Raw genomic sequence first — 26,010 nt, forward strand, 5'->3', positions numbered from 1 at the left:
GCGTAAGTGGCGAGATGGCCGCCCGGCTCACCCTTTGCCCTTAGTCCTGACCATATGCGGCCCGGCATTCTTCTCCAGGTACTCGATGATCACCCCGGCGATGTCCTTGTTGGTGGTGGTCTCGATGCCTTCCAGGCCCGGCGAGGAGTTCACCTCCATCACCAGCGCGCCGTGGTGCGAGCGCAGGATGTCCACGCCGGCCACCTTCAGGCCCATGATCCGCGCCGCTCGGATCGCGGTCATGCGCTCCTCGGGGGTGATCTTGATCAGGCTGGCGCTGCCGCCGCGGTGCAGGTTGGAGCGGAACTCGCCGGGCGCGGCCTGGCGCCGCATCGAGGCGATCACCTTGTCGCCCACCACGAAGCAGCGGATGTCGGCGCCGCCGGCTTCCTTTATGTACTCCTGCACCATGATGTTGTGCTTCAGCCCCATGAAGGCCTCCAGCACCGACTCGGCGGCCTTCTGTGTCTCGGCCAGCACCACGCCGACGCCCTGGGTGCCTTCCAGCAGCTTGATCACCAGGGGCGCGCCGCCGACCATCTGGATCAGGTCCGGCACGTCGTCCGGGGAGTGGGCGAAGCCGGTGATCGGTAGGCCGATGCCCTTGCGCGAGAGCAGCTGCAGCGAGCGCAGCTTGTCGCGGGAGCGGGCGATGGCCACCGACTCGTTGAGCGGGAACACGCCCATCATCTCGAACTGCCGCAGCACTGCGCAGCCGTAGAAGGTGACCGAGGCGCCGATGCGCGGGATCACCGCGTCGAAGCCTTCCAGCGGCTGGCCGCGGTAGTGGATCTGCGGCTTGTGGCTGGCGATGTTCATGTAGGCACGCAGGGTGTCTATCACCACCATTTCATGCCCGCGTTGTTGCCCGGCCTCCACCAGCCGACGGGTGGAATACAGGCGCGGGTTGCGCGACAGCACGGCGATTTTCATTGGGCACCTGAAAGGGCGGGGGTAACCATGATGAGGGGTTTGTCCTGGACGTAGGTCAGCGCCGGGTTGACCACCAACTGGCCCTGGACCAGGGCCTTGGAACCGAGCAGCACGCGGTAGCGCATGGTCTTGCGGCAGGCCAGGGTGAATTCCACCGCCCAGGCGTGGTCGCCCAGGGCCAGGGTGGTGCGGATCACGTAGCGCGTCTGGGCCTGGCCGTTGGAGCTCTTGATGGTCTTCATCGTCACCAGCGGCGCCTCGCAGCGGTGGCGGCGCTGCACCTGGGTGCCCAGGTGGGCGGTGAAGCGCACCCAGTCGCGGCCGTCACGCTGGAAGGTGGCGATGTCGCTGGCGTGCAGGCTGGAGGTGCTGGCGCCGGTGTCGATCTTCGCGCGCAGGCCGACGATGCCCAGGTCGGGAAGGGCGATCCATTCGCGCAGGCCGATCACTGACAGGTGGTCGAAGGTCTTCAAAAGGAGCCATCCCAGGGTTTTGCGGCATTCTAGCAGGGCCATCGGCGCCCGCCAGGGGCCTGCCGGGAACGCCGGGCCGAGGGTAGACTGGCCAGGTTGCAGAAGTGTGGATGAAGCCGTGAGCGAGAAAGACGACGACAGGGTACGCCTGGACAAATGGCTGTGGGCGGCGCGTTTCTACAAGACCCGCGGCCTGGCCAAGGCGGCCATCGAGGGCGGCAAGGTGCATTGCCGGGGCGAGCGCTGCAAGCCGAGCAAGGAGCCGAAGGTCGGCGAGGAATACGTGCTGCGTACCGGGTTCGACGAGCGCACCGTGGTGGTCAAGGCGCTGTCGGGCGTGCGCCGTGGCGCGCCGGAGGCGCAGCTGCTCTACGAGGAAACCGCCGAGAGTGTGAAGCGCCGCGAGGACGCGGCGGCCATGCGCAAGGCCGGCGCCCTGGGCGTGCAGACCGACGGCCGGCCGAGCAAGAAGCAGCGCCGCCAGCTGCTGCACTTCCTCGACGACCGGGAATAACGGAAACCCCCGCCGTGGCGGGGACTCCGGAGGGCGCCTCAGGCGGCGATCACGCTCAGGCGGTTGAGCAGCGGCACCTTCGCCAGCAGGGCGAACAGCGGCTCGGTCAGGCGCACCAGGCCGGCGCTGGCCCAGGCGGCGAACGGGGTGAAGCAGCTCCAGGCCACGGCCAGCAGGGCCATCTGCACGCCGCCTATATAGTCGTCCTGGCCCCAGTGGGCGCCGGCCACCAGGCGCGGCAGCATGAACAGCAGGGCCAGGGCCCAGACCACCAGCCACTGCACGGCATTGCGGGCGAACAGGCTGAGGAACAGCGCCCACACCAGCAGCACCGAGGCGTGGTCGCCGGGGAAGCTGCGCGCCGACTCGTCCTTCACCTCGAAGAGGGTGTCCTGCCAGCCGCGGAAGAAGTCTTCCAGGCGCACGGCGTCCGGGGCGATGGCCGAGATGCTGGCGTGCTGCCAGCCCAGGTGGTGGGCGATCTTGGCATAGAGGGTGCGGACGATCATCAGCACCACCATGGTCACCACCATGCCGAAGGTCGCGGCGCGCACCTGGCCGGCCTTGAAGATCCAGTCGCCGCGGATCAGCAGCAGGAGCAGGATGACGCCGACCAGGAGGTCGAACGGCCGGGTGCTGGCCACCGCCCAGACGTTGCGCCAGGCCTCGTTGGTCGCCAGCGGCGCGTTGAGGGCGTGGAACAGGCTGAAGTCGAAGAAGTCGATGGCGGCGCGGGTCGGCGTCCACAGCCAGAGCAGCAGCAGGACCAGGGCCAGCGCATGGCAGGCGATGAACGGGCGCCACGACCAGGTGGCTTGGAACGGCGAAGCTTTCTCCATAGAATCGATTCCCCCTTACTGAACCGGGCGGCTGTCGCAAAGCGCGCTTTATAGGCCTTTGCCATCAGCTTGTCATGTATTTGTGCCTCAGCCAGCGTTGTGCCCAGCATGTCCCAGATCGATCAAAGTCAGCGTTTCCTCTTCGACAACACCGACGTTCGCGGTGAAATGGTCGCGCTCGAACGCAGTTTCGCCGAAGTGCTGGCCAAGCACCCCTACCCGCAGCCGGTGGCGCAGCTGCTGGGTGAGATGCTCGCCGCCGCGGCGCTGCTGTGCGGCACCCTGAAGTTCGACGGCCTGTTGGTGTTGCAGGCGCGCTCCAGCGGCGCCGTACCGCTGCTCATGGTGGAATGCTCCAGCGACCGCGAAGTGCGCGGCCTGGCCCGCTACGACGCCGAGGCCATCCGCGACAGCGCCGGCCTGCTCGACCTGATGCCCGACGGCGTGCTGACCATGACCGTGGACCCGAAGAACGGCCAGCGCTACCAGGGCATAGTGCCGCTGGAGGGCGCCTGCCTGGCGGACTGCCTGTCGTCCTACTTCGCCACTTCCGAGCAGCTGCCCACGCGCTTCTGGCTGGGCGCCGACGGCCGCCACGCCCGCGGCCTGCTGCTGCAGCAACTGCCCGCCGACCGCCTGAAGGACGCCGAGGATCGCGAGGCCAGCTGGCAGCACCTGACCACCCTGGCCGACACCCTCAACGTCGAGGAACTGCTGGGCCTGGACAACGAGACCCTGCTGCACCGCCTGTACCACGAGGAAGCGGTGCGCCTGTTCGAGCCGCAGCCGCTGGTGTTCCGCTGCAGTTGCTCGCGCGAGCGCTCGGCCAACGCCCTGGTCAGCCTCGGCAAGGAAGACGCCGAGCGCCTGCTGGGCGAGCTGGGCGGCGAGATCACCGTCGACTGCCAGTTCTGCAACCAGCGCTACGCCTTCGACGGCAGCGACATCGCCCAGCTGTTCGCCGGCGGCGGCAGCGCGGCGCCGTCACAAACCCGCCATTGATCGGCGCTATCGGGGCGATAGCCGAACCATTGACGCCCTCGCCGGATCAGAGGCTGCACGAGAACCGTTCTTTTCTGGCATAATCCCGCGACTTTTTTCCGCTGTAGTGGAAATTAGAAGTCACTACGCAATGTTTGGAGGACTCGGCTCCGGCCGATGGGGACCCACATGACGCAAGCCAACAAAGCCGTGTACACCGATATCAGCGTTGCCCAACTGGTCGAGGAAGCCATTCGCCGCGGCGAAGGTCGCCTGGCCGACAACGGCTCGCTGGTGGTGGAAACCGGCCACCGCACCGGCCGCTCGCCTGCCGACCGCTTCATCGTCGAAGAGCCCGGCAGCAAGGACTCCATCGCCTGGGGCGCGATCAACCGCCCGTTCCCGGCCGACAAGTTCGACGCCCTCTGGGAGCGCGTCCAGGCCTTCAACGGCGCCCAGGACCACTTCGTTTCCCACGTGCATGTAGGTTCGGCCGCCGATCACTACCTGCCGGTCAAGATGACCACCGCCACCGCCTGGCAGAACCTGTTCGGCCGTCAGCTGTTCATCAACCCGGAAACCTACAACCCGGCCGGCCGCGACGAGTGGCAGGTGCTCAACGTGGCCAACTTCGAGTGCGTGCCCGAGCGTGACGGCACCAACTCCGACGGCTGCGTCATCCTCAACTTCGCCCAGAAGAAAGTGCTGATCGCCGGCATGCGCTACGCCGGTGAAATGAAGAAGGCCATGTTCTCGGTGCAGAACTACCTGCTGCCGGAAAAGGACGTGCTGCCGATGCACTGCGCCGCCAACATCGGCGAAGCGGGCGACGTGACCCTGTTCTTCGGCCTGTCCGGCACCGGCAAGACCACCCTGTCGGCCGACGAAAGCCGTTACCTGATCGGTGACGACGAGCATGGCTGGGGCGAAGGCGTCGTCTTCAACATCGAAGGCGGCTGCTACGCCAAGTGCATCGACCTGTCCGAGAAGAACGAGCCGGTCATCTGGAAGGCCATCAAGTTCGGCGCCGTGCTGGAGAACGTGGTCCTCGACGAGGAGCGCACCCCGGACTACGCCGACGACCGCCTGACCCAGAACTCCCGCGCGGCCTACCCGCTGGAGCACGTCGAGAAGCGTTCGGAAGCCAACCTGGGCGGCGAGCCCAACGCGGTCATCTTCCTGACCTGCGACCTGACCGGCGTACTGCCGCCGGTGTCGATCCTGAACAACGAGCAGGCGGCCTACCACTTCCTCTCCGGCTACACCGCGCTGGTCGGTTCCACCGAAATGGGTTCGGGCGGCGGCATCAAGTCGACCTTCTCCACCTGCTTCGGCGCGCCCTTCTTCCCGCGCCCGGCCGGCGTCTACGCCGAGCTGCTGATCAAGCGCATCAAGGCCTTCGGCTCCAAGGTCTACCTGGTCAACACCGGCTGGACCGGCGGTGGCTACGGCGTCGGCAAGCGCTTCAACATCCCGACCACCCGTGGCGTGATCGCCGCCATCCAGAGCGGCGCTCTGGTCGGCGCCGAGACCGAACACCTGGACATCATCAACCTGGACGTGCCCAAGGCCGTCCCGGGTGTCGAGACCAACCTGCTCAACCCGCGCAACACCTGGGAAGACAAGGCCGCCTACGACGAAGCCGCCAAGGGCCTGGCCGGCAAGTTCATCGAGAACTTCAAGAAGTTCGAAGTGAGCGAAGCCATCAAGAACGCCGGCCCGCAGCTGTAAGCGCGCCCGTTCGCCGAAAGAGCCGCCTCCGGGCGGCTTTTTCATTGGCCGACCCCTGTAGGAGCTTGTCCGCGATAGCCGGGCGTATTGGCGGGCTTCGCGGATAAGATCCGCTCCTACGCCGCCCCACCCACGCCATTCCCCTGTAGGAGCGCGCCCTGCGCGCGAATCGCGGGCAGGGCCCGCTCCTACAGGTTGCCGGGGAGCACGGTATTCCTCCCTCATAGGAGCGGATCTTATCCGCGATCGCGGACAAGGTCCGCGCCTACCTTAGCCCCGTAGGATGGGTTGAGCGAAGCGATACCCATCGCCACGACCGCATGGGTTTCGCAAGCTCAACCCATCCTACGAAAAGCGCCTCGGCGCAGCCGGTAAGACAGTACTCCTGCGGGGGCTACCTTAGGAGCGTACTTTCCGATGAACCGGAATCGGGTCGTTCGCGAGCAAGCTCGCTCCTACAATGGCTACCCCTAGCATGGCGTTTCCACCCATGACCGGTAAGGGAGATACCCGCATGCACGACACCCTCGAACGCGTCTTCGGTTTCCGCCAGTTCCGCCCCGGCCAGGAGGCGGCGGTCAGCGCCGTGCTGGGCGGGCGCTCGGCGGCGGCGATCTTCCCCACCGGCTCCGGCAAGTCGCTGTGCTACCAGTTGCCGGCGCTGCTGCTGCCGCACCTGACCCTGGTGGTGTCGCCGCTGATCGCACTGATGCAGGACCAGTTGGCCTTCCTCGCCCGCCACGGCATCGCCGCCGCCAGCATCGACTCGGCGCAGAGCCGCGAGCAGGTGGCGCAGACCATGGCCCGCGCCCGCAGCGGCGAGCTGAAGGTGCTGATGATTTCCGTGGAACGCCTGAAGAACGAACGCTTCCGCAACTTCATCAGCGAGGTGCCGATCTCCCTGCTGGTGGTCGACGAGGCCCACTGCATCTCCGAGTGGGGCCACAACTTCCGCCCCGACTACCTGAAGCTGCCGGCCTACCAGAAGCAGTTCCGCATCCCCCAGGTACTGCTGCTGACCGCCACCGCGACGCCGGCGGTGATCGCCGACATGCGCGCCAAGTTCGCCATCGCCGAGGCCGACGTGGTCACCACCGGCTTCTACCGCGCCAACCTAAACCTGCAGGTGGAGCCGGTGGCCAGCGCCGCCAAGCGTGCGCGCCTGGTGGAGTGGCTGGGCGCGGGGCCCGGGCAGCCGAGCATCGTCTACGTGACCCAGCAGAAGACCGCCGAGGACATCGCCGCGCACCTTTCCGAGCGCGGCATCCCGGCCCGCGCCTACCACGCCGGGATGGACCACGCCGAGCGCGAGGCCATCCAGCAGCGCTTCATGGCCGGCGCGCTGAACTGCATAGTCGCGACCATTGCCTTCGGCATGGGCATCGACAAGAGCGACATCCGCAACGTGGTGCACTTCGACCTGCCCAAGTCGGTGGAGAACTACAGCCAGGAGATCGGCCGCGCCGGGCGCGACGGCCAGCCCTCGGACTGCCTGGTGCTGGCCAACCGCGACAGCCTCAGCGTGCTGGAGAACTTCGTCTACGGCGACACCCCCGAGCGCGAGGGCATCCGCAGCGTGCTGGCGGAAATCGCCGCGGCGCCCAACGGCCAGTGGGAGCTGATGCTGACCGCGCTGTCGGACCAGTCGAACATCCGCCAGCTGCCGCTCAAGACGCTGCTGGTGCAGCTGGAGCTGCGCGGCATCATCGCCCCGCGCTTCGCCTACTTCGCCGAATACCGCTTCAAGAACCTCATCGAGCCCGCGGCGCTGCTGGGCCACTTCGAAGGCGAGCGGCGGCAGTTCGTCGAGGCCATCCTCGACACCTCGGCGCGGGCGCGCACCTGGTCGACCCTCGACTTCGACGCCCTCTACCAGCGCCACGGCGCCGAGCGCGCGCGGGTGGTGAAGGCCCTGGACTACCTCCAGGAGCGCGGCTGGATCGAGCTGGAAAGCAAGCAGATGACCGAGGTCTACGCGGTGCGCGAGGCGGGCTTCGACATGGATGCGCTCAGCGACGAGCTGTACGCCTACTTCAAGCGCCACGAGGCCAGCGAGATCGCGCGCATCGGCGCCATGCTGGAACTGTTCGCCAGCGACCAGTGCCTGAGCCGTCGCCTGGCCCGCTACTTCGGCGACGAGCGGGCGCCGGAGCACTGCGGGTACTGCTCGGTCTGCGCCGGCCGCATCGCCCACCTGCCGGAGCCGCCGGCCCTGCCGCCGCTGGACGGGCAGACGCTGCAAAGCCGCTGCGCCGCCTTCCTCGACAAGTACCAGGGCGCCCGCGGCATGCCGCCCAGCGCCGACTGCGTGACGCGCTTCCTCTGCGGCATCAGCGTGCCGGCCTTCACCCGCCTGCGGGCGCGCACGCTGCCGGGCTACGCGGCGCTGGAGGACTACCCCTACGCCCAGGTGCGCGCCTGGGTGATGGCGCAGCTGGCGCAAGGGTAACGCCGGGGCGGCTCCACCCATCCTAGGGTGGGGCGCCGGCCGGTGGTGGCCCTTGTAGGGTACGGGGGAGGAAATTCCTCCTAGACTCAGCAAGGCGTTGTCCGCCACCCGGCCGAGGAGCCCCCATGTCTGTCGAGCACCTGGATGTCCTGATCGTCGGCGCCGGCCTGTCCGGTATCGGCGCCGCCTACCACCTGATGAAGCACTGCCCGGGCAAGACCTTCGCCCTGCTCGAGGGCCGCGAGGCCATGGGCGGTACCTGGGACCTGTTCCGCTACCCGGGCATCCGCTCCGATTCGGACATGTACACCCTGGGCTACAACTTCAAGCCCTGGACCGATGCCAAGGCCATCGCCGACGGCCCCTCGATCCGCCACTACATCGAGGAGACCGCGCAGGAAAACGGCATCGACGGCAAGATCCGCTACCGCCACCGCGTGCTCAAGGCCGACTGGAACAGCGACAGCGCGCGCTGGCAGCTGACCGTGCAGCGCGGCGACGAGCCGGAACCTGTGCGCATGAGCGCGCAGTTCCTGCTGATGTGCACCGGCTACTACCGCTACGAGGCCGGCTACACCCCGGAATTCAAGGGCCGCGACAGTTTCCGCGGGCAGATCATCCACCCGCAGCTGTGGCCGGAAGGCTTCGACTACGCGGACAAGCGCGTGGTGGTCATCGGCAGCGGCGCCACCGCCGTGACCCTGGTGCCCTCGCTGACCGACAAGGCGCGCCACGTCACCATGCTGCAGCGCTCGCCGTCCTATGTGATCAGCCTGCCGCAGAAGGACCCGATATCGAACTTCCTGCGCCGCTTCCTCCCCGAGACCTGGGTGTACCGCCAGGCGCGGGCGCGCAACGTGACCATGCAGATGGTCTTCTTCCTGTTCGCCAAGACCTTCCCCAACCTGGCGCGCAAGGCCCTGCTGGGGCTGGCCAGGCACCAACTGGGCAAGGACTTCGACATGCGCCACTTCAGCCCGCGCTACAAGCCGTGGGACGAGCGCGTGTGCTGCGTGCCCGACGGCGACCTGTTCAAGGCGCTGCGCAAGGGCAAGGCCTCGGTGGTCACCGAGCACATCGACGGCTTCTGCGACAAGGGCATCCGCCTGAAGTCCGGGCAGGTGCTGGAGGCCGACGTCATCGTCACCGCCACCGGCCTGGACCTGGTGATGTTCGGCGGCGCGGAACTGGCGGTGGATGGCAAGCCGTTCCAGGTCAACCAGAGCATGGGCTACCGCGGCATCATGCTGCGCGATTTGCCCAACCTGGCCGCGGTGGTCGGCTACACCAACGCCAGCTGGACGCTCAAGGCGGACCTTTCCAGCGAGTACTTCTGCCGCCTGATCAACCACATGGACGCCATCGGCATGCGCCAGTGCACGCCGCGCGCCGGCGCCGGGCAGGTGAAGGAGGAACCCTTCCTCAACCTCAACTCCGGCTACATCCAGCGCGCCGCCGACAAGATGCCCAAGCAGGGCGACCGCACGCCCTGGAAGCTTTACCAGAACTACGCCCTGGACCTGGCGCTGCTGCGCCACGGCAAGGTGGAGGACGGCTACCTGACCTTCACCTCGCCGCGCGTCCAGCAGGATGACGAGGCCTCGTTGCAGGCGGTGTAGCGATTCGATGATTCCTATCGGGAAAACCGCCTGAAGCCTGCGCCCGGGCGGTTTACCATGGCGGACATTTTTCGCCGTCAACGAAAGGAGTCCCCATGCATATCGACGAAGCCATCCGCAGCCGCCGCGCGGTCAAGGGCTACGACCTGGCCTTCAGCCTCAGCCGCGAGGAGAAGGACGAGCTGCTGCAGTTGGCCATGCTCGCGCCCTCGGCCTTCAACCTGCAGCACGTGCGCCTGGTCGAGGTCAGCGACGCGCAGCTGCGCGCGCACATCCGCGAAGTGGCCTGGGGCCAGGCCCAAGTGACCGACGCCTCGATGCTGGTGGTGGTCTGTGCCCAGCTCGACAGCTGGGAGCAGAACGCCCGCCGCGTGTGGGAAGGCGCGCCCCAGGAGGTGCAGGACTACATGGCCGGCGCCATCGACACCTACTACCGCGGCAAGCCCCAGGTGCAGCGCGACGAGACCATGCGCAGCTGCGGCCTGATGGCCCAGACGCTGATGCTCGCCGCCCGCGGCAAGGGCCTGGACTCCTGCCCCATGGACGGCTTCGACTTCGACGCCGTGGGCAAATTGATCAACCTGCCGGAGAACCACGTGATCGGCCTGATGGTCGCCGTCGGCAAGCAGACCGTGGCGCCCAAGCCGCGGGTGGGCAAGCTGGCGCTGGACGAGGTGGTGATTCGCGATCGGTTCTGAGGTTTGCCGATGGCCAATGAACGCGCCCTTGGGCGCGTTCTGCTTTTTTGTAGGAGCGAGCTTGCTCGCGAACGGAGTTTGCCGGATGCATTGGTGTTTCGGGGGGACTCCGTTCCCTCTCCCCAACCCTCGGCTGCGCGCCCCGCCCTGAAGGGAGAGGGGGCTGTCCTGAGCGGCGTGTCGGTCAGGCGCCATCCTCCCACCCCTAACCTCACCCCGTCATTCCCGCGAACGCGGGAACCCAGAGACTTGGGGGCTCGGTGTAGCGCGCCGCACCGAGTCTGCGGAGATTTTTTGTTTCGCCCCCTCGGGCGAGTCCCTTTTGTCAAACGCCACAAAAGGAACCAAAAAGGCTTGCCCCAACATACGGGCCCGACAGAGTCGGGCTACCCTCGCGAACTCCCCCGCCACGGAGGCCCGCCCCGAGGGTACGTCCCTGTAGCCCGCGGGGCTCTCGCGACATCCATGTCGCATGACCTCCTGAGCGCCGGTTTCGCTCGGCCTTCTGAAGGGGCGTTTCGGTGCGCTCGGCTATTCCTCTGGAAGTCCAAGAGCAAACGCCGCTTTTGCTTTTGCTTTTCGTAGGAGCGAGCTTGCTCGCGAACCCAACCACCCGTCACTGGGTTCCCGCGTTCGCGGGAATGACGAGGGTGGGGCTAGGCGTTCCAGGATGACTCCAAACTCCCCACCCACTCCGAACAGCCCCCTCTCCCTTCAGGGAGAGGGCTGGGGAGAGGGTGCTCTTACCCCCGACACCTACGCCACCGGCAAACCCCGTTCGCGAGCAAGCTCGCTCCTACAGTCATGATGGCATCGGCACGCCGGCCAACGGCGTATAACCGTGAACGGTTATACGCCCTACGCCCTCGGCGCAGCCTCCAGCATCCGCCCCACCAGCCACTGCAGGGCCACGTCGCGCTCGCGCTGGGCCAGGTACACCAGCTCCAGGTGGAACTGCCCGACGTCGAAGGGCAGTTCCAGCACCTGCAGCGGCAGCAGCCTGGCGAAGTATTCGGCCAGGCGCGTCGGCAGCACCGTCAGCAGGTCGGTGCCGGCCACCAGTTGCGCGGCCTGCAGGTAGTTGGGGGTGACGTAGGCGATCTGTCGCTTCAGGCCCTGGCTGGCCAGCCACTGGTCGACCATGCCCTTGGTCTGCCCGCCGGATACCCACAGGTGGCGCTCGTTCAGGAAGCCGTCGAGGTCCAGCGGGCCGTTCACCCGCGGATGCCCGCGGCGTGCCAGCAGGCGCAGCGTCTCGCTGGCCCAGGGGCGGCGGGCGAAGCGCGCCGGGATGTCCTCGAAGCGGCCCAGCACCAGGTCCAGGTGGCCCTTGTCCAGCGCCTCCACCGGCAGGCTCGGGGCCAGGTGGCGCACGTCCAGGGCCACGCCCGGCGCCTCCGTGCCCAGGCGCTGCAGCAGCGCCGGCATGCACAGCAGCTCGGCGTAGTCGGTCAGCGCCAGGGTGAAGCGCTGGCGGCTGCGCGCCGGGTCGAAGCGCTCGGTGCCGCTGAGGCTGTGGAGGATGCGCTGCAGCGACTCGCGGATCGGCGCCTCCAGCTCCAGCGCCCGCGGCGTGGGCTGCATGCTGCGGCCGATGCGCACCAGCAGCGGGTCGTCGAGCAGCTCGCGCAGGCGGCCCAGGGCGTTGCTCACCGCCGGCTGGCTCAGGGCCAGGCGCTCGGCGGCGCGGGAGACGCTGCGCTCGCGCAACAGGGCGTCGAAGACACGCAGCAGGTTCAGGTCGAAGGTATTTATATTCATCAGCTAAATACTGCGCATCACAAGACTAAATTTCAAAAATAATCCGATCTTCCCTAAGGTGACTGTCACTTTTTTGCTCGAACGCCCGTTTGATAACAAGAGGAAGACCATGAGCCAGACTCCCCCGATTCGCAGCGCCGCGGTGATAGGCGCCGGCACCATGGGCCGCGGCATCGTCATGTGCCTGGCCAACGCCGGCGTGCAGGTGCAGTGGCTGGACAACAACCCGCAGATGCTGCTGCAGGCCCAGGGCGCGGTGGCCGACACCTACGCCCACAACGTGCGCCAGGGGCGGATCGACGAGGCGGAGGCAGCGGCGCGCCGCGCGCGGATTTCCCCGGCGGACAACTACACCGCGATCCGCGAGGCGGACCTGGTGATCGAGGCGGTCTACGAGAACCTGGAACTCAAGCAGGCGATCTTCCGCGAGCTGGACGCGGCGCTGAAGCCCGTGGCGATCCTCGCCAGCAACACCTCCTACCTCGACGTCGACGCCATCGCCGCTGTGACCAATCGCCCGTCGCAGGTGCTCGGCCTGCACTTCTTCAGCCCGGCGCACATCATGAAGCTGCTGGAGATCGTGCGCGGCGCGAAGACCGCGCCCGCCGTGCTGGACGCCGCCCTGGAGCTGGGCCGGCGCATGGGCAAGGTCAGCGTGGTGGCCGGCAACTGCCACGGCTTCATCGGCAACCGCATGCTGGAGAAGTACGTGCAGGAGTCGCGCCGGCTGATCCTCGAAGGCTCGCTGCCCTACCAGGTGGATGCCGCGCTGCAGGGCTTCGGCTTCGCCATGGGCCCGTTCCGCATGTTCGACGTGGTCGGCATCGACCTCGAATGGCGCGCCCGCGAGCTGGCCGGCAAGGGCCAGGACGCGCCCACCGTGCAGGTGGACAACCGCCTGTGCGAGATGGGCCGCTTCGGCCAGAAGAGCGGCAACGGCTTCTACCACTACGAACCCGGCAGCCGCCAGGCCGAGCACGACCCCGAGGTCGACGCCCTGGTGCTGCGCGAGTCCGAGCGCCTGGGCTACGCGCGCCGCGACATCGGCCCGGAGGAAATCCTCGAGCGCTGCCTGCTGGCGCTGGTCAACGAAGGCGCGAAAATCCTCGACGAAGGCATCGCCAGCCGCAGCGCCGACATCGACACCGTCTACCTCAACGGCTACGGCTTCCCCGCCGACAAGGGCGGGCCCATGGCCTGGGCCGACGCCCAGGGCTTGCCGACCCTCCTCGCGCGCCTGCGCGACCTCGCCGGGCAGCACGGCGCGCACTGGCAGCCGGCCGCGCTGATCGAGCGCCTGGCCGCCAGCGGCGGGCGCTTCGCCGACGTCCACAAGGAGCACCACGCATGAGCTACCAGGCGCCCCTGCGCGACATGCGCTTCGTCCTCCACGAACTCTTCGACGCGACCGCTCACTGCGCGCTGCTGGGCAACGGCCTGGACCGCGAGCTGATCGACGGCGTGCTGGAAGAGGGCGCGCGCTACACCGGCGAGGTGGTGGCGCCGCTGAACCGCAACAGCGACGAGCAGGGCGCGACCCTGCACGACGGCGCGGTGACCACCCCGGACGGCTTCCGCGAAGCCTACAAGCAGTACTGCGACAACGGCTGGGCGAGCATGACCGGCCCGGTCGAGTTCGGCGGCCAGGGCTTCCCGCAGCTGGTGGCGGCGAACTTCCACGAGATGCTGATGGCCGCCTCGCTGTCCTTCCGCGTCTATTCCGGGCTCACCGAGGGCGCCGTGCTGGCGCTGTACAAGCACGGCAGCGCCGAGCTGCAGCGTGACTACCTGGCGAAGATGGTCAGCGGCGTGTGGACCGGCACTATGTGCCTCACCGAGCCCCAGGCCGGCACCGACCTGGCGCTGCTGCGCACCCGCGCCGAGCCGCGCGCCGACGGCAGCTACTCAGTCAGTGGCAGCAAGATTTTCATCAGCGGCGGCGAGCAGGACCTGTCGGAGAACATCGTCCACCTGGTGCTGGCGCGCCTGCCGGATGCCCCGGGCGGGGTGAAGGGCATCAGCCTGTTCCTGGTGCCGAAGTTCATCGCCAACCCGGACGGCACGCCCGGTGCGCGCAATGCGCTGAGCTGCGGCGCCATCGAGCACAAGATGGGCATCAAGGGCGCCTCCACCTGCGTGATGAACTTCGACGGCGCCACCGGCTGGCTGCTGGGCGAGGCCAACCAGGGCCTGGCCTGCATGTTCACCATGATGAACGACGCGCGCTTCCAGGTCGGCTTGCAGGGCCTGGGCATCGCCGAGCGCAGCTTCCAGGGCGCCTTGAGCTACGCCCGCGAGCGCCTGCAATCGCGCGCGCTGACGGGACCTGCGCAGCCGCAGAAGGCCGCCGACCCGATCATAGTGCACCCCGACGTGCGGCGCATGCTGCTGACGCAGAAGACCCTCACCGAGGGCAGCCGCATGCTCGCCGCGCTCTGCGCCCGCGAGCTGGACCTGGAGCACGGCCACCCCGAGGCCGAGGGCCGCAAGGCCGCGGCGAAGCGCGCGGCGCTGCTGATCCCGCTGGTGAAGTCCTTCTTCACCGACATGGGCCAGGAAGTGGCCAGCCTTGGCGTGCAGGTCTACGGCGGCCACGGCTACATCCGTGAATGGGGCATGGAGCAACTGATGCGCGACAGCCGCATCACGCAGATCTACGAAGGCACCAACGGCATCCAGGCGCTGGACCTGATCCGCCGCAAGCTGCTGGGCGACGGCGGCGCCGAGATGGCCGCGCTGCAGGCCGACCTGGCGGAAACCTGCGCCGCGCTGGCCGCCCACGCCGAGCTGGAACCCATGGCCGCGGTGGTGCGCGAGCGCATCCAGGAATGGCGCGGGCTGACCGCCGACGTGCTGGCCGCCACCCGCCGCGATGCGCAGGAGATCGGCGCCATGTCGGTGGACTACCTGCAATACAGCGCCTACGTGCTGCTCGCCGGGCTCTGGCTGCGCGCCGCCGGTACCGCCCAGGTGGCGCTGGACGCGGGCAGCGGCGAGGGCGACTTCTACCGCGCCAAGCTGGCCAGCGCCGACTTCTACCTGCGGCGCATCCTGCCGCGCGCCAGCATGCACCGCGAGGCCCTGCTGGGCGGCGCCGGCTGCCTGATGGCGCTGGACGAGGCGCACTTCGCCTTCTGATGGCCGGGCGGCCGCCCCGGCTCGCCGGGGTGGCCGCCATGCCGGGCCGGGTTAAACTTGCATCGATTCAGCCCGATGACGAGAAACCACCCATGTACGAATGGCTCAACGCCCTGCCCAAGGCCGAACTGCACTTGCACCTGGAAGGGACCCTGGAGCCCGAACTGCTGTTCGCCCTGGCCGAACGCAACCGGGTGAAGCTGCCCTGGGCCGACGTCGAGACCCTGCGCAAGGCCTACGCCTTCAGCAACCTGCAGGAATTCCTCGACCTCTACTACGCCGGCGCCGACGTGCTGCGCAGCGAGCAGGACTTCTACGACCTGACCTGGGCCTACCTGCTCAAGTGCAAGGCGCAGAACGTCATCCACGTCGAACCCTTCTTCGACCCGCAGACCCACACCGACCGCGGCATCCCCTTCGAGGTGGTGTTGCGCGGCATCCAGGGCGCGCTGAAGGACGGCGAGCAGCAGCTGGGCATCAGCCACGGCCTGATCCTCAGCTTCCTCCGTCACCTGTCCGAGGAAGAAGCCTTCAAGACCCTGGAGCAGGCCATGCCCTTCCGCGACGCCTTCGTCGCCGTGGGCCTGGACAGCTCCGAAGTGGGCCACCCGCCGAGCAAGTTCCAGCGCGTGTTCGACCGCGCCCGCGCCGAGGGCCTGCTGACCGTGGCCCACGCCGGCGAGGAAGGCCCGCCGGAATACATCTGGGAAGCCCTGGACCTGCTCAAGGTCCAGCGCATCGACCACGGCGTGCGCGCCATCGAGGACGAGCGGCTGATGCAGCGCATCATCGACGAGCAGATCCCGCTGACCGTCTGCCCGCTGTCCAACACCAAGCTGTGCGTGTTCGAGCACATGGGCCAGCACAACATCCTGGCGATGCTGGAGCGCGGGGTGAAGGTGACGGTGAACTCGGATGATCCGGCTTACTTCGGGGGGTATGTGACCGAGAACTTCCAGGCGTTGTATGAGCACCTGGGGATGACGAAGGAGCAGGCGCAGCGGTTGGCGCAGAACAGCCTGGATGCGCGGTTGGTGAAATGAGCGGGCGGCGGATAACGCCCTGGGCGTTATCCGCCCTACGCTCTTCGTAGGAGCGGATTTATCCGCGATTGGTGCGGTGGATCGGCCATCGCGGACGGAGTCCGCTCCTACGTCCGTGCTTTCCTGGAACCGTTCGCGGTTATCCGTCGTCGGGTGTTGGCACCCCCGCGCAGCGCAGGAAGGCCGCCAGGCACGGGTTGTCGTTGTGCGGGCTCCAGGCCACGCCGTAGTCCACCAGCGGCGAGCCTTCCAGGCTGCGGAAGGCGGCGCCGGGCAGCTGCATCTTGCGCATCGAGTCCGGCACCAGGGCCACGCCCAGGCCCTCGGCCACCAGGTTGACGATGGTCTGCTGCAGGTGCGGCTCCAGCTGGATGCGTGGTTCGAATCCACTGTCCCGGCAGCACTGCATCACCGCTTCGTGCAGCGCCGGCGCGGTGCTGTGGGGGAAGCTGATGAACGATTCTTCCGCGAGGCTCCCCGCTGCCACCTGGGCGTTCGCAGCTAGCGGGTGCGCGCTGGGCAGCACCGCGCACAGCGGCTCGCGCAATAGCGTGCGGTATTGCAGCTGGCCGCTCCCGTGGGCCGGGAAGGTCAGGGCGACGTCGGCCTCGCCGGCTTCCAGCGCCGGGCCGAGGTCGCGCGGCAGTACTTCGTTGAGCACCACCTTCACCTGTGGATAAGCGTCGCTGTAGCGCTTGAGCAGGGTCGGCAGCAGCGTCCAGGCGGCGACCATGGTGAAGCTCAGGCGCAGTTCGCCGCGCTCGCCGCGGGCGCTGGCCTGGGCCGAGCGCACCGCCAGGTCGAGGCCGGCCAGCAGGCTCCTGCAGTGCTGCTGGAACTCGCGGCCGGCGGCGGTCAGTTCCACCGAGCGCGAGTGGCGGGCGAACAGCGGGGTGCCCAGTTCGGCCTCCAGCGCGGCTATCTGCCGGCTCAGCGGCGGCTGGGTCAGGTGCAGGGCCTCGGCGGCGCGGCCGAAGTGCAGGTGTTCGGCGAGGGCGAGGAAGTAGCGCAGCTGGCGCAGTTCGATCATCGATGCGTTTCCGGAATCGATCGGGCTCGTAACAAGCATTGGACGGTATCGATGCGGCAATCCTATGCTCGCCAGCCTTCCTATAACAACGCCTTGCCGAGCTTGCCATGCACACCGTGATCGCCGTCGTCCTGCCCATCTTCGCGCTGATCCTGGCCGGCTGGCTGGCGCGCCGCAGCAACCGCCTGGGCGAAGGCGCGGCGTCGGAGATCAACAAGCTGGTGGTCTGGCTGTGCCTGCCGGCGCTGCTGTTCAAGGTCACCGCCACCTCCACCTGGGCGGAAATCTGGCAGCCGGGCTTCCTCGCCGCCTTCACCGCCGGCTGCCTGCTGGTGTTCGTCGCCACCCTGGCCTGGCGTATGTGGCAGGGCCGCGAGCTGCCGGCGGCGAGCATCGACGGGCTCAGCGCCTCCTATGCCAACACCGGCTACATGGGCATTCCGCTGTGTCTGCTGGTGTTCGGCCAGGACGGCCTGGAGCCGGCGCTGATCGCCTCGCTGCTGGTGGTCTGCGTGCTGTTCGCCGTCGCCGTGGTGTGTATCGAGGTCGGCCTGCAGAGCGAGAAGCACGTCGGCCGCGCGGTGCTGGTGGTGAGCCGCGCGCTGCTGAAGAACCCGCTGGTGGTCTCGCCGATCATCGGTGGCCTGTGGGCCGCCAGCGGCCTGGGGCTGGCCGAGCCGGTGATGCATTTCCTCGACCTGCTGGCGGCGGCCACCACGCCCTGCGCGCTGATCTCCCTCGGCCTGTTCCTGGCGCAGAAGCAGGAGGGGCCGCAGGTCGGCGCCTGGCCGCTGGTGCTGGTCAAGCTGGTGGGGCAGCCGCTGCTGACCGGCGTGCTGGCCTACAAGGTGTTCGCCCTGCCGCCGTTGTGGGCGGATTCGGCGTTGTTGCTCAGTGCACTGCCGACCGGTACCGGGCCGTACATGCTCGCCGAGTACTACAAGCGCGAGGCGCCGGTGGTTTCGCGCAGCATTCTGTTGTCGACGCTGGGGTCGTTGGTGACCTTGTCGCTGTGCCTGTTGTGGATTGCGCGTTGAGCGGGGTGGTTTTTTAGGTTATTCCCCTTCGGGCCAGCGCAAGCGCTGTTCGCGATGGAGCCGCGTCCCGCGTGCGCGGGAATGACGGGATCGAGGGTCGTGTTTCCAGGTGTCATTCCCGCGAACGCGGGAACCCAGTAGACAGAGCTGGAACGGAGAGAAAAAAACCGGGCCTGCCAAGCACGGGGCTGGCAGGCCCGTTCGCAAACCGCTTGGCGCCGGCGCGGGGAGGGGACCCCGCGTGGCGCCGGACGCGCCCCTCAGGCGTATGGCCCGAATTGCGTCAGGGTTGCGATCAAGCCGGTTCGGCAAGCGCGCCAGTCGCGCGCACGGATCGTTGGCGGCCGGAAATCCGGTGGGCGTCGCCGGCCGGCGCGGTGCCCTTGTCGTAGGGCCTGGCCAGCAGCATGTAGAGCACGCCCGCGCCCAGCACCACGGCGGTGGTGAGGATCATCGAGTAGTTGATGTACCAGGGCGCGTCGGGGCTGCGCGGCCAGACCATGTTGGCGATGGCGCCGGCGCCGTAGACCAGCGCGGCGACGTTCACCAGCGTGCCCCAGGGGCCCAGGCTGAACTGGCCGCCGGGCACCCAGCCCTTGGCGCGGGCGATCAGCGCGGCGACCACGATCAGCTGGAAGGCGACGTAGATGCCGATGGCGGCGAAGCCGACGATGGTGGCCGTGGCGTCGGCCATGAACAGGCCCAGGCAGACGATCGCCGCCGGCACCACGCCGCTGACGATCAGCGCGGCGGACGGCACGTGGTTGGCCGACAGGCGCTGCAGCGCGCGGCTGCCGACGATCATCTCGTCACGGGCGTAGGCGAACAGCAGGCGGCTGGCGGCGGCCTGCAGGCTGAGCACGCAGGACACGAAGGACACCAGCACCACCGCCATCACCAGGCGCGAACCCAGCGGGCCGAAGGCGTTGGCCAGGATGGTAGCGACCGGGTCGGTGTCCTCGCCGGCGAGCACCTTGTGCATGTCCGGCACCGAGAGGATCAGCGCCAGGCAAGCGAACATCGCGGCGGCGCCGCCGATGTAGATGGTCATGCGCATGGCCTTGGGGATGCGCTTGCCGGGGTTGGGGGTTTCCTCGGCGACGTCGCCGCAGGCCTCGAAGCCGTAGTACTGGAACAGCCCGGCCAGGGAGGCGGCGAGGAACGCCGGCAGGTAGGAGCCCTGCGCCGCGCCGAGGCCGAAGGTGTCGAACAGCACGCTGAACGGCTGGTGGCGCTCGAAGATCAGCAGGTAGCCGCCGACCAGGATGGCGCCGACCAGTTCGCAGAGGAAGCCGAACATGGCCACCCGCGCCAGCAGCTTGGTGCCCACCAGGTTGAGGCCGGTAGAGACCAGGATCAGCGCCAGGGCGATGTAGATGCTGACGTTGGCGTCCGGGGCGAAGCCCAGCAGCGCCGCCAGGTAGGGCCCGGCGCCGACCGAGACGCCGGCGATGGTGGCGCACAGCGCCCAGGCGTACACCCAGCCGACCATCCACGCCCAGCGCTTGCCCACCAGGCGCCGCGCCCAGGGGTAGACGCCGCCGGAGATCGGGAACTGCGAGACCACCTCGCCGAACACCAGGCACACCAGCAGCTGGCCGAGGCCGATCAGCAGGTACGACCAGAACATCGGCGGGCCGCCGGCGGCCAGGCACAGGCCGAACAGGGTGTAGACGCCGACGACCGGCGACAGGTAGGTGAAGCCCAGGGAGAAGTTCTCCCACAGGCTCATGCTGCGCTCGAAGTTCGAGCTGTAGCCGAGGGCGGCGAGCTGCTCGGCATCGGAATCGGTTACGCCAGCGGCACGCTTGGCAGGGGACCCACTCATCGTTGTTTCCTCTCAGGGGGTAATGGGCAGTGGCGGATTGTCCGCGGTGGAGCTTGCGCATCCGCCGCTGCCCTCTACGGGCTCATTGTCGTTATGGAAAGCGCGGCGCTTATTTGCCGTCGTCGTACTGCGAGAGCCACTCCACCGCGGCGTCGCGGTAGCGGGTGAAGCCCTTGTAGTCCACCAGTTCCTGGTTGAGGGACTTGAGCACGCGATGCATGCGCCTGGCCCAGACGGGGTTGCTGGCGATGTCCTGCAGGCTCAGCAGGTAGGTGCGGATCGGGAACACGATGGCGTTGCTGCGCGGCAGACGGTGCAGCGGCTGCAGCTCGATGCGCAGGTAGACCTTCTCGCCGGCGTTCTCGGCGGTCACCGTGGTGCGGTCCGGGGCCCAGTCCGGCAGGCTCTCGGCGGAGACGTCCAGGCGCGGGTTGACCGTCAGCGACCAGTTCAGGCGGCGCACCGGGTGGCCGTTGCGCAGGCGCAGGAGGAACTTCAGCGCGCGGTCGAGCATGCCGGTTTCCTTCACCAGCGGCACCGGGCCGTGGTACTCGTGCCAGGCCATGCCCAGGTTGAAGCGCAGCGAGTAGTCGGCGCGCTGGGTGGCGATGCCGGCGCCCCAGTACAGGGTGCCGTCGCGCTCTTCCTGCAGCACCCAGTCGCCCTGGGCCTGGCGGGTGATGTATTCCATCGGCTCGTAGGGCAGGGTGGCCGGGTCGCCGAAGGTGAAGGTGTCGTCGATGCCCAGCAGCTTGTTGGTCCAGTGCCAGCGGGTGCCGTCGCGCTCCAGGGCGAAGTACTCCGGGTAGTCCTTGGCGTAGGACTCCATGATCAGCTCCAGCAGGTCCCACTGCGCCTCCATCATGTGCGGCGCCGAGACGTAGTGCATGCCCGGGTCCTTCTCCAGGGTGATGGCGCGGTCGCGGCATTCGCTGATGTAGTGCTCGTCGATGTCGAACACCGCGCGGAAGGCGCCGTCGCCGACGGAAACGTGGGGTTCCAGGTTCATCGAGTACATGTACTCGTCGTCCGGGAAGGGGAAGGGCGCGCGGGCGATGCACGCGGGGCTGTTGGCGTAGGTGTAGTCGTCGCGGTAGGTTTCGTCGGGGCGGAATTGGATGGTCATGGTCGTTCTCCGGCTCAGCAGTCGATGACCAGCCGCGAGCACTTGGCGCGCGACACGCAGGGCATGATTTTCTTGTTGGCGGCCTTGTCCTCGTCGGACAGCCAGTCGTCGGTGTGGAGGATTTCGCCGTCCAGCTCCAGGACGTTGGTCTCGCACATGCCGCAGGCGCCGCCGCGGCACAGGTAGGGAATCTCGTGGCCGGCGGCCTCGGCGGCCTCCAGCAGGCTCTGGTCGGGCGACACCTCGATGGTCGCGCCGCTGCGCGCCAGGGTGACCTTGAACGGCTCGCCGGAACTGCCCTGTTCGAGGAAGCGCTCGTAGTGGATGTGGCTGTCGGTCCAGCCGTGGGCGTGGGCCGCGTCTATGGTGGCCTGGATCATGCCCTCGGGGCCGCAGACGTACACGTCGCTGCCCAGCGGGCGGTCGGCCAGCACGGCGGAGATGTTCAGGCGCTCGCCACGGTCGTCGCGGTACAGGCGCACGGCGTCGCCGTATTCGCGCGCCAGCTCCTCGCCCAGGCGCGAGTGTTCCGCGCCGCGCACCGCCAGGTGCACTTCGAACGGGGTGCCGCGCAGGCGCAGCTCGGCCAGCTGCGAGCACACCGGGGTGATGCCCACGCCGCCGGCGATGAACAGGTGCAGGCGCGCGTGCTTGCTCAGCGGGAACAGGTTCACCGGGCGGAGGATTTCCAGCTCGTCGCCTTCCTGCACCGCATCGTGCATGCGCCTGGAGCCGCCACGGCCGTCTTCCACGCGGCGCACGGCGATCTGGTAGGCGCTGGCGTCGTAGGGCGAGCTCATCAGCGAGTAGGCGTTGCGGTAGGTGCCGCCGTCGTGGGGGATCAGCACCACCACGTTGCTGCCGCCGGAGAAGGGCGTGAGCTGGCCGCCGTCGCGCGGGACCAGGGTGAAGCGCTTGATCTCCGGGGTCACCTGCTCGATGCGGGCGACGCGGACGTTGAGGGTTCCGCTGGACTGGCTCATGTGTCGAGCTCCTCGGCTGCCGGCAGTTCGCCGGGGACTTCGGCGTCGGCCTTGACCGCCTGGAAGGCGGCGAGGCGGCGGGAGTAGTGGTCGCGGACCACCAGGGTGCGGGCGCAGTGCGGGCAGGCGAAAACGCGCTGGGTGACGTTCTCGGTGTAGCCGTCGCAGTGCACGCACCAGACGCGGCGCACGAAGGAGCCGCAGTGCTCGCGCAGCACTTCGTCCCGGTTCAGGTTGATGGCGTCGGCCGCCTGCATGGCGGTGCCGATGAAGCTTTCCGAGCCGGCCAGGTACAGGCGGGTGCCCATGCGCGACTGGCCGAGCAGAGCATGCAGGCCGTCGACCAGCGAGCGGTTGCTCGGGTAGACGCTCAGCTCGACGTCGGCGAGGTCGCGCAGCGCGGCCAGGTGGTCCTGCCCGGAGAAGGATTCGGTGGAATAGAGCACGCGGATGGGCGCGCTGCGCGGCATTTCGGCCAGCAGCCGGAGCATGGCGCTGCCGCCGCTGCCTTGCCCGGCGACTATGTGGTTGCTGCCGGCGAGCGGGCGCAGGTCGTCGTAGACCGGCCTGCTCTTGATACCTGTGATGAGCATTGTTGTTGTGCCTCCAGAACTGCCGGCAACCCCGGTCGGGGATGCCTGGCGCGATTCGAGGACCCGTGCACGGTCACGGGTCGATGGAGGTGGAGCACAGGGTGTGCCAAGAAATTAAGTTGTTGAAAATGAAGAGATTGTTGTTTTTTAGGGGAGGGAATGTAAGCAGAAATGACAAGGGGGGATAGGCAGAAATGCAGCGTTGGTGGGGGTGGTTATCCTGGGGCGGCGGTGTGTTGGTTGGGGGCCGCCCCTCTCCCTAACCCTCTCCCTGAAGGGAGAGGGGACCGTTCGGAGTGCTCGGATATTTCAGAGTCAGCCGGCAGCTCCGGCGGTTTCCGACTGAAACCATTCCTTCTCTCGGCACGGACAAGCCCCCTCTCCCTTCAGGGCGGGGCGCGCAGCCGAGGGCTGGGGAGAGGGTAGGGAGGTCAGCGCAATGCCAATGCACCCGGCAAACGCCATTCGCAGGCAGGGCCCCTACGTTGCAGGTGAGCACGGCTTCTCGTAGGAGCGAGCTTGCTCGCGAACCGCATGGCACCGCGTTTGTTCGCGAGCAAGCTCGCTCCTACAAGAGCAGCCTGCCGCTCAATCCCTCTGCAACTTCCGAATCAACGTCCCGACATCGATCCCCAGGTGCTGCGCCGCCTTGCGCTTGCTGCCGCACAGGCGCACGGCCTGGAGGATCACCTGGCGCTCGAAGCGCTGCACCTGTGCCTTGAGCGGTTCGTCGGCGCTGGCGAAGGGCAGCGGTTCTTCCTCCCCGGCGGACACGGCCTGGCCCAGCAGCTCCGGCGGCAGGTGCTGCTCTTCGGCGACGTCGTCGGCCAGCACCGCCAGGCGTTCGAAGATGTTCACCAGCTCGCGGATGTTGCCCGGGAAGTCATGGCCCAGCAGGCGCTGGCGACAGGCCGTGGACAGCCGCAGGGGCGGCTGGCGGTCGCGGTTGATGCGGGCCAGGAGGATGTCCATCAGCACCGGCAGGTCGTCGCAGTGGGCGCGCAGCGGCGGGATGTCCACCGGCAGCACGGCCAGGCGGTAGTAGAGGTCGGCGCGGAACAGGCCGGCGGACACCTGCGCCTTGAGGTCCTTGTTGGTGGCGGCTATCACCTGCACCTGGACCTTCTTCGCCAGCGGCGAACCCACCGGCTGGATGGTGCCGTCGTCGAGGAACTTGAGCAGCTTGGCCTGCACCTGCAGGGGGATCTCGCCGATCTCGTCGAGGAACAGCGTGCCGCCGGCGGCGCTCTCGATGTAGCCACGCTTGCCTTGCTGCAGCGCGCCGGTGAAGGCGCCGCGCTCGTAGCCGAACATCTCCGACTCGAACAGCGTCTCGGGGATGCTCGCGCAGTTCACGTCGACGAAGGGCCGGTCGCCCCAGCCGGCGGCGCGGTGGATGTGCCGGGCGATGGCGGTCTTGCCCACGCCCGGCTCGCCGAGCAGCAGCAGGCGGGCGCGGCGGCGGAAGGCGCGTACGCCCATGTCGGCGATGTCCGAGAGCAGCGGCGACATGTGCAGCGCGTTGTCCTGGGGGTCGCCCAGGCTCGCCGGGCTGTCCGCCAGCGACGGCGCCGGGGCGCCGCGGCCGGCGCTTTCGCGCGCTTCGTATTCGCGCTGGATCAGCAGCGTGTAGGGCTTCTCGTAGGCGCCGGCGGGCACGCTCTGCAGGCGGGTGAGGAACAGCCGGCCGTCGCGCGAGCGCGTCAGCGCGCTCTTGCCGCCGCGGCGCACGGCCTGCAGGAAGTCGTCGAACTGCAGCGCCGAGCGCTGGTAGAAGTCGCTGTCGGCCAGGCCCAGCACGTCCTGGCGTGCCACGCGGTTGATGCGCTCGGCGGCCAGGTTGAGGAAGCGTACCCGGGAGTCGCCGTCGCAGACGATCAGCGCCTCGCCGAAGCCGTCGAGCAGGGCGTGCAGCGCCGGCGCCTCCAGCAGCGCGGCGAGCATCTCGGCGCTGACGTTGACCGAGGAGCGCATGCCCATGCGCATCGGCGCGAAGAAGCCCTCGCCGCTCATGGGTGCAGCTCTGCCGGCCGGCGCTCGACGCTGTCCGGGCGCAGCACCACCACGCGCCAGGCCTGGTCCTCGCGGATCAGGATGCGCGAGCAGTGGCTGTCGAAGGCGCGGTAGCGGCCGTACTGGTCGGGCAGCTCCAGGCGCTGCCAGGTGCGCTCGGGCAGCGGCAGGCGGTCGAGGGTGGCGGCCACGCCGGCGGCGCGGGTGATGCCGAACACCTGCTCGAAGGCGGCGTTGCGCCATTGCGGCTGGGCGGCTTCATCGATCACCAGCACCGCGTCGGGCACCGCGTCGAACACCCGGCGCAGGGCCTCGATGCGCTGCTCGGCGTCGTGTTGCATGCGCAGCTCCTGGCTGACGTCGCGCAGGCTGCCCCACATGCGCAGCAGGCGGCCGTTGTGGATGCTGGCGCGCACGTCGTTCTCCACGTAGGCCGGCGAGCCGTCGTGGCGGCGGTCCACCGAGAGCGCGCCGTCGACGTGGAAGTCGGCCTCGATCAGCCGCCGCACGAATTCCTCGTTGGCCGGGCTGCGCGGCCAGTACAGGCGCACCGGCTGCTGGCCGAAGTCGACGTCGGCGGGCATCTCGTAGATGGCCGCCATGGCGCGGTTGCACATGCGCCAGTAGGAGCGATTCTCGAACACCTGGCGGACGATCTCGTCGGGCGTCTGGCGCACGTCCACCGGCTCGGCGAACTCGATGCACCAGTAGGCCACCTTGGCGCTGTAGAGCATCTGGCTCATGACTTCGTTGGCGTTCTGCAGCTCGCCCAGGCGCCGGCTGATGCCGCCCAGGGGCATTTTCACCAGGTGCAGGCGCGCCGGCTCGCCGTCGCGCCACTGCAGCACGCCGCTGGCCAGCACCGGCAGCAGGCCGCCGTTGTGGCGGATCAGCGTCAGCTCCAGGTCCTGCACCCGTTCGTCGGCCGGCGGGTTGGCGAAGAGCTGCTGCAGGGCGCGCACCGAATCGGCGGTGTAGACCTGTTCCATGCCCTGGCCGTGGAGCGCGCCGGGCGGGTAGCCGAGCTGGTCGCTCTGCTCGGCGGAGACGTCGAGGAAGCGGCCATCCGCGGCGATGCTGTCGGCCAGCAGCAGGCCACGGTCGAGCAGCAGGCGTAGCGGGTCCATCTGGGATTCTCCATGGGGGATGACGGGGCCGGCGCGGTGGCGCGGGCCAGTCGTCTACCCAGGCAGGTTGCATGCCAGGACGGAGCGCCCGTGA

21 protein-coding genes are annotated in these 26,010 nt (G+C 68.3%); 10 read left to right on the forward strand and 11 right to left on the reverse strand.

The window, feature by feature from the left end; genetic code table 11:
• Positions 1-27: 27 nt before the first annotated feature.
• Both rimK and rimB read right to left on the reverse strand, forming a co-directional pair.
• A complete protein-coding gene (rimK, locus tag ACTWJ5_RS01560; RefSeq protein WP_009614960.1) occupies positions 28-933 on the reverse strand; it encodes a 30S ribosomal protein S6--L-glutamate ligase in 906 nt (301 codons plus the stop codon).
• Positions 930-1,406 carry a retropepsin-like aspartic endopeptidase RimB gene (gene rimB, locus ACTWJ5_RS01565; protein WP_261747173.1) on the reverse strand — a complete coding sequence of 159 codons (477 nt, stop codon included), beginning with the start codon at positions 1,404-1,406 and terminating at the stop codon, positions 930-932. Before rimB ends, rimK begins: the two co-directional genes overlap by 4 nt.
• A gap of 118 nt (positions 1,407-1,524) precedes the next feature.
• Here rimB and hslR point away from each other — a divergent pair, with 118 nt between their 5' ends.
• Positions 1,525-1,920, forward strand: coding sequence for a ribosome-associated heat shock protein Hsp15 (gene hslR, locus ACTWJ5_RS01570; protein WP_249918144.1), 396 nt, complete (start codon positions 1,525-1,527; stop codon positions 1,918-1,920).
• A 38-nt stretch (positions 1,921-1,958) separates the two neighbouring features.
• On the opposite strand, the gene ACTWJ5_RS01575 is transcribed toward hslR, so the two are convergent.
• On the reverse strand, positions 1,959-2,759 hold the full coding sequence (locus tag ACTWJ5_RS01575) for a phosphatase PAP2 family protein (RefSeq protein WP_249918143.1): 801 nt from the start codon (positions 2,757-2,759) through the stop codon (positions 1,959-1,961).
• A 108-nt stretch (positions 2,760-2,867) separates the two neighbouring features.
• On the opposite strand from ACTWJ5_RS01575, the gene hslO reads away from it, so the two are divergent.
• The 5 genes from hslO to ACTWJ5_RS01600 all read left to right on the forward strand — a co-directional run bounded on the left by hslO (position 2,868) and on the right by ACTWJ5_RS01600 (position 10,237).
• Positions 2,868-3,761 carry an Hsp33 family molecular chaperone HslO gene (gene hslO, locus ACTWJ5_RS01580; protein ID WP_009614970.1) on the forward strand — a complete coding sequence of 298 codons (894 nt, stop codon included), beginning with the start codon at positions 2,868-2,870 and terminating at the stop codon, positions 3,759-3,761.
• A 168-nt stretch (positions 3,762-3,929) separates the two neighbouring features.
• Positions 3,930-5,471 carry a phosphoenolpyruvate carboxykinase gene (locus ACTWJ5_RS01585; protein WP_444437331.1) on the forward strand — a complete coding sequence of 514 codons (1,542 nt, stop codon included), beginning with the start codon at positions 3,930-3,932 and terminating at the stop codon, positions 5,469-5,471.
• Between the two features lie 514 nt (positions 5,472-5,985).
• Positions 5,986-7,920: a RecQ family ATP-dependent DNA helicase gene (locus ACTWJ5_RS01590; protein WP_444437332.1), complete on the forward strand. Its 1,935-nt coding sequence runs from the start codon at positions 5,986-5,988 to the stop codon at positions 7,918-7,920.
• A gap of 125 nt (positions 7,921-8,045) precedes the next feature.
• The gene (locus tag ACTWJ5_RS01595; protein WP_444437333.1) at positions 8,046-9,539 is read left to right on the forward strand and encodes a flavin-containing monooxygenase; all 1,494 of its coding nucleotides are present in this window, start codon (positions 8,046-8,048) and stop codon (positions 9,537-9,539) included.
• Between the two features lie 95 nt (positions 9,540-9,634).
• A complete protein-coding gene (locus tag ACTWJ5_RS01600; protein ID WP_444437334.1) occupies positions 9,635-10,237 on the forward strand; it encodes a nitroreductase family protein in 603 nt (200 codons plus the stop codon).
• A gap of 858 nt (positions 10,238-11,095) precedes the next feature.
• Here the strand turns inward: ACTWJ5_RS01600 and ACTWJ5_RS01605 are convergent.
• Complete coding sequence (locus ACTWJ5_RS01605; protein ID WP_444437335.1) at positions 11,096-11,998, reverse strand: LysR family transcriptional regulator; 903 nt, start codon at positions 11,996-11,998, stop codon at positions 11,096-11,098.
• A gap of 109 nt (positions 11,999-12,107) precedes the next feature.
• On the opposite strand from ACTWJ5_RS01605, the gene ACTWJ5_RS01610 reads away from it, so the two are divergent.
• The 3 genes from ACTWJ5_RS01610 to ACTWJ5_RS01620 all read left to right on the forward strand — a co-directional run bounded on the left by ACTWJ5_RS01610 (position 12,108) and on the right by ACTWJ5_RS01620 (position 16,179).
• Positions 12,108-13,349, forward strand: coding sequence for a 3-hydroxyacyl-CoA dehydrogenase NAD-binding domain-containing protein (locus ACTWJ5_RS01610; protein ID WP_444437336.1), 1,242 nt, complete (start codon positions 12,108-12,110; stop codon positions 13,347-13,349).
• On the forward strand, positions 13,346-15,136 hold the full coding sequence (locus ACTWJ5_RS01615) for an acyl-CoA dehydrogenase C-terminal domain-containing protein (protein WP_444437337.1): 1,791 nt from the start codon (positions 13,346-13,348) through the stop codon (positions 15,134-15,136). The genes ACTWJ5_RS01610 and ACTWJ5_RS01615 overlap by 4 nt, the downstream gene beginning before the upstream one ends.
• Before the next feature lie 92 nt (positions 15,137-15,228).
• Positions 15,229-16,179, forward strand: a complete 951-nt coding sequence (locus tag ACTWJ5_RS01620) for an adenosine deaminase (RefSeq protein WP_444437338.1) — start codon at positions 15,229-15,231, stop codon at positions 16,177-16,179.
• 139 nt (positions 16,180-16,318) lie between these two features.
• Here the strand turns inward: ACTWJ5_RS01620 and ACTWJ5_RS01625 are convergent, their stop codons facing one another.
• Positions 16,319-17,209 carry a LysR substrate-binding domain-containing protein gene (locus tag ACTWJ5_RS01625; RefSeq protein WP_444437339.1) on the reverse strand — a complete coding sequence of 297 codons (891 nt, stop codon included), beginning with the start codon at positions 17,207-17,209 and terminating at the stop codon, positions 16,319-16,321.
• Between the two features lie 107 nt (positions 17,210-17,316).
• Here ACTWJ5_RS01625 and ACTWJ5_RS01630 point away from each other — a divergent pair, with 107 nt between their 5' ends.
• Positions 17,317-18,246 (forward strand): AEC family transporter, encoded by a 930-nt coding sequence (locus ACTWJ5_RS01630; RefSeq protein WP_249918133.1) that lies wholly within the window; start codon positions 17,317-17,319, stop codon positions 18,244-18,246.
• A gap of 295 nt (positions 18,247-18,541) precedes the next feature.
• On the opposite strand, the gene ACTWJ5_RS01635 is transcribed toward ACTWJ5_RS01630, so the two are convergent.
• The 6 genes from ACTWJ5_RS01635 to ACTWJ5_RS01660 all read right to left on the reverse strand — a co-directional run bounded on the left by ACTWJ5_RS01635 (position 18,542) and on the right by ACTWJ5_RS01660 (position 25,916).
• Positions 18,542-20,074 (reverse strand): APC family permease, encoded by a 1,533-nt coding sequence (locus ACTWJ5_RS01635; RefSeq protein ID WP_444437340.1) that lies wholly within the window; start codon positions 20,072-20,074, stop codon positions 18,542-18,544.
• A 109-nt stretch (positions 20,075-20,183) separates the two neighbouring features.
• A complete protein-coding gene (locus ACTWJ5_RS01640) occupies positions 20,184-21,200 on the reverse strand; it encodes a heme-dependent oxidative N-demethylase family protein (protein ID WP_074978116.1) in 1,017 nt (338 codons plus the stop codon).
• Positions 21,201-21,214: 14 nt separating this feature from the next.
• A complete protein-coding gene (locus ACTWJ5_RS01645) occupies positions 21,215-22,183 on the reverse strand; it encodes a PDR/VanB family oxidoreductase (protein WP_444437341.1) in 969 nt (322 codons plus the stop codon).
• The gene (locus tag ACTWJ5_RS01650) at positions 22,180-22,776 is read right to left on the reverse strand and encodes a dimethylamine monooxygenase subunit DmmA family protein (RefSeq protein WP_444437342.1); all 597 of its coding nucleotides are present in this window, start codon (positions 22,774-22,776) and stop codon (positions 22,180-22,182) included. The genes ACTWJ5_RS01645 and ACTWJ5_RS01650 overlap by 4 nt, the downstream gene beginning before the upstream one ends.
• Positions 22,777-23,364: 588 nt before the next feature.
• Positions 23,365-24,789 (reverse strand): sigma-54 interaction domain-containing protein, encoded by a 1,425-nt coding sequence (locus ACTWJ5_RS01655; RefSeq protein ID WP_444437343.1) that lies wholly within the window; start codon positions 24,787-24,789, stop codon positions 23,365-23,367.
• Complete coding sequence (locus ACTWJ5_RS01660; RefSeq protein ID WP_444437344.1) at positions 24,786-25,916, reverse strand: PAS domain-containing protein; 1,131 nt, start codon at positions 25,914-25,916, stop codon at positions 24,786-24,788. The genes ACTWJ5_RS01655 and ACTWJ5_RS01660 overlap by 4 nt, the downstream gene beginning before the upstream one ends.
• Positions 25,917-26,010 lie beyond the last annotated feature (94 nt).

It is taken from the genome of Pseudomonas sp. A6 (assembly GCF_052367875.1).
Lineage (GTDB): Bacteria > Pseudomonadota > Gammaproteobacteria > Pseudomonadales > Pseudomonadaceae > Pseudomonas > Pseudomonas citronellolis.

What these genes read in the sequence shown, in the direction of transcription:
- rimK (WP_009614960.1), bottom strand. Translation starts at nt 933, where the DNA reads ATGAAAATCGCCGTGCTGTCGCGCAACCCGCGCCTGTATTCCACCCGT.
- ACTWJ5_RS01575 (WP_249918143.1), bottom strand. Translation starts at nt 2,759, where the DNA reads ATGGAGAAAGCTTCGCCGTTCCAAGCCACCTGGTCGTGGCGCCCGTTC.
- hslO (WP_009614970.1), top strand. Translation starts at nt 2,868, where the DNA reads ATGTCCCAGATCGATCAAAGTCAGCGTTTCCTCTTCGACAACACCGAC.
- ACTWJ5_RS01585 (WP_444437331.1), top strand. Translation starts at nt 3,930, where the DNA reads ATGACGCAAGCCAACAAAGCCGTGTACACCGATATCAGCGTTGCCCAA.
- ACTWJ5_RS01590 (WP_444437332.1), top strand. Translation starts at nt 5,986, where the DNA reads ATGCACGACACCCTCGAACGCGTCTTCGGTTTCCGCCAGTTCCGCCCC.
- ACTWJ5_RS01595 (WP_444437333.1), top strand. Translation starts at nt 8,046, where the DNA reads ATGTCTGTCGAGCACCTGGATGTCCTGATCGTCGGCGCCGGCCTGTCC.
- ACTWJ5_RS01600 (WP_444437334.1), top strand. Translation starts at nt 9,635, where the DNA reads ATGCATATCGACGAAGCCATCCGCAGCCGCCGCGCGGTCAAGGGCTAC.
- ACTWJ5_RS01605 (WP_444437335.1), bottom strand. Translation starts at nt 11,998, where the DNA reads ATGAATATAAATACCTTCGACCTGAACCTGCTGCGTGTCTTCGACGCC.
- ACTWJ5_RS01610 (WP_444437336.1), top strand. Translation starts at nt 12,108, where the DNA reads ATGAGCCAGACTCCCCCGATTCGCAGCGCCGCGGTGATAGGCGCCGGC.
- ACTWJ5_RS01615 (WP_444437337.1), top strand. Translation starts at nt 13,346, where the DNA reads ATGAGCTACCAGGCGCCCCTGCGCGACATGCGCTTCGTCCTCCACGAA.
- ACTWJ5_RS01620 (WP_444437338.1), top strand. Translation starts at nt 15,229, where the DNA reads ATGTACGAATGGCTCAACGCCCTGCCCAAGGCCGAACTGCACTTGCAC.
- ACTWJ5_RS01625 (WP_444437339.1), bottom strand. Translation starts at nt 17,209, where the DNA reads ATGATCGAACTGCGCCAGCTGCGCTACTTCCTCGCCCTCGCCGAACAC.
- ACTWJ5_RS01630 (WP_249918133.1), top strand. Translation starts at nt 17,317, where the DNA reads ATGCACACCGTGATCGCCGTCGTCCTGCCCATCTTCGCGCTGATCCTG.
- ACTWJ5_RS01635 (WP_444437340.1), bottom strand. Translation starts at nt 20,074, where the DNA reads ATGAGTGGGTCCCCTGCCAAGCGTGCCGCTGGCGTAACCGATTCCGAT.
- ACTWJ5_RS01640 (WP_074978116.1), bottom strand. Translation starts at nt 21,200, where the DNA reads ATGACCATCCAATTCCGCCCCGACGAAACCTACCGCGACGACTACACC.
- ACTWJ5_RS01645 (WP_444437341.1), bottom strand. Translation starts at nt 22,183, where the DNA reads ATGAGCCAGTCCAGCGGAACCCTCAACGTCCGCGTCGCCCGCATCGAG.
- ACTWJ5_RS01650 (WP_444437342.1), bottom strand. Translation starts at nt 22,776, where the DNA reads ATGCTCATCACAGGTATCAAGAGCAGGCCGGTCTACGACGACCTGCGC.
- ACTWJ5_RS01655 (WP_444437343.1), bottom strand. Translation starts at nt 24,789, where the DNA reads ATGAGCGGCGAGGGCTTCTTCGCGCCGATGCGCATGGGCATGCGCTCC.
- ACTWJ5_RS01660 (WP_444437344.1), bottom strand. Translation starts at nt 25,916, where the DNA reads ATGGACCCGCTACGCCTGCTGCTCGACCGTGGCCTGCTGCTGGCCGAC.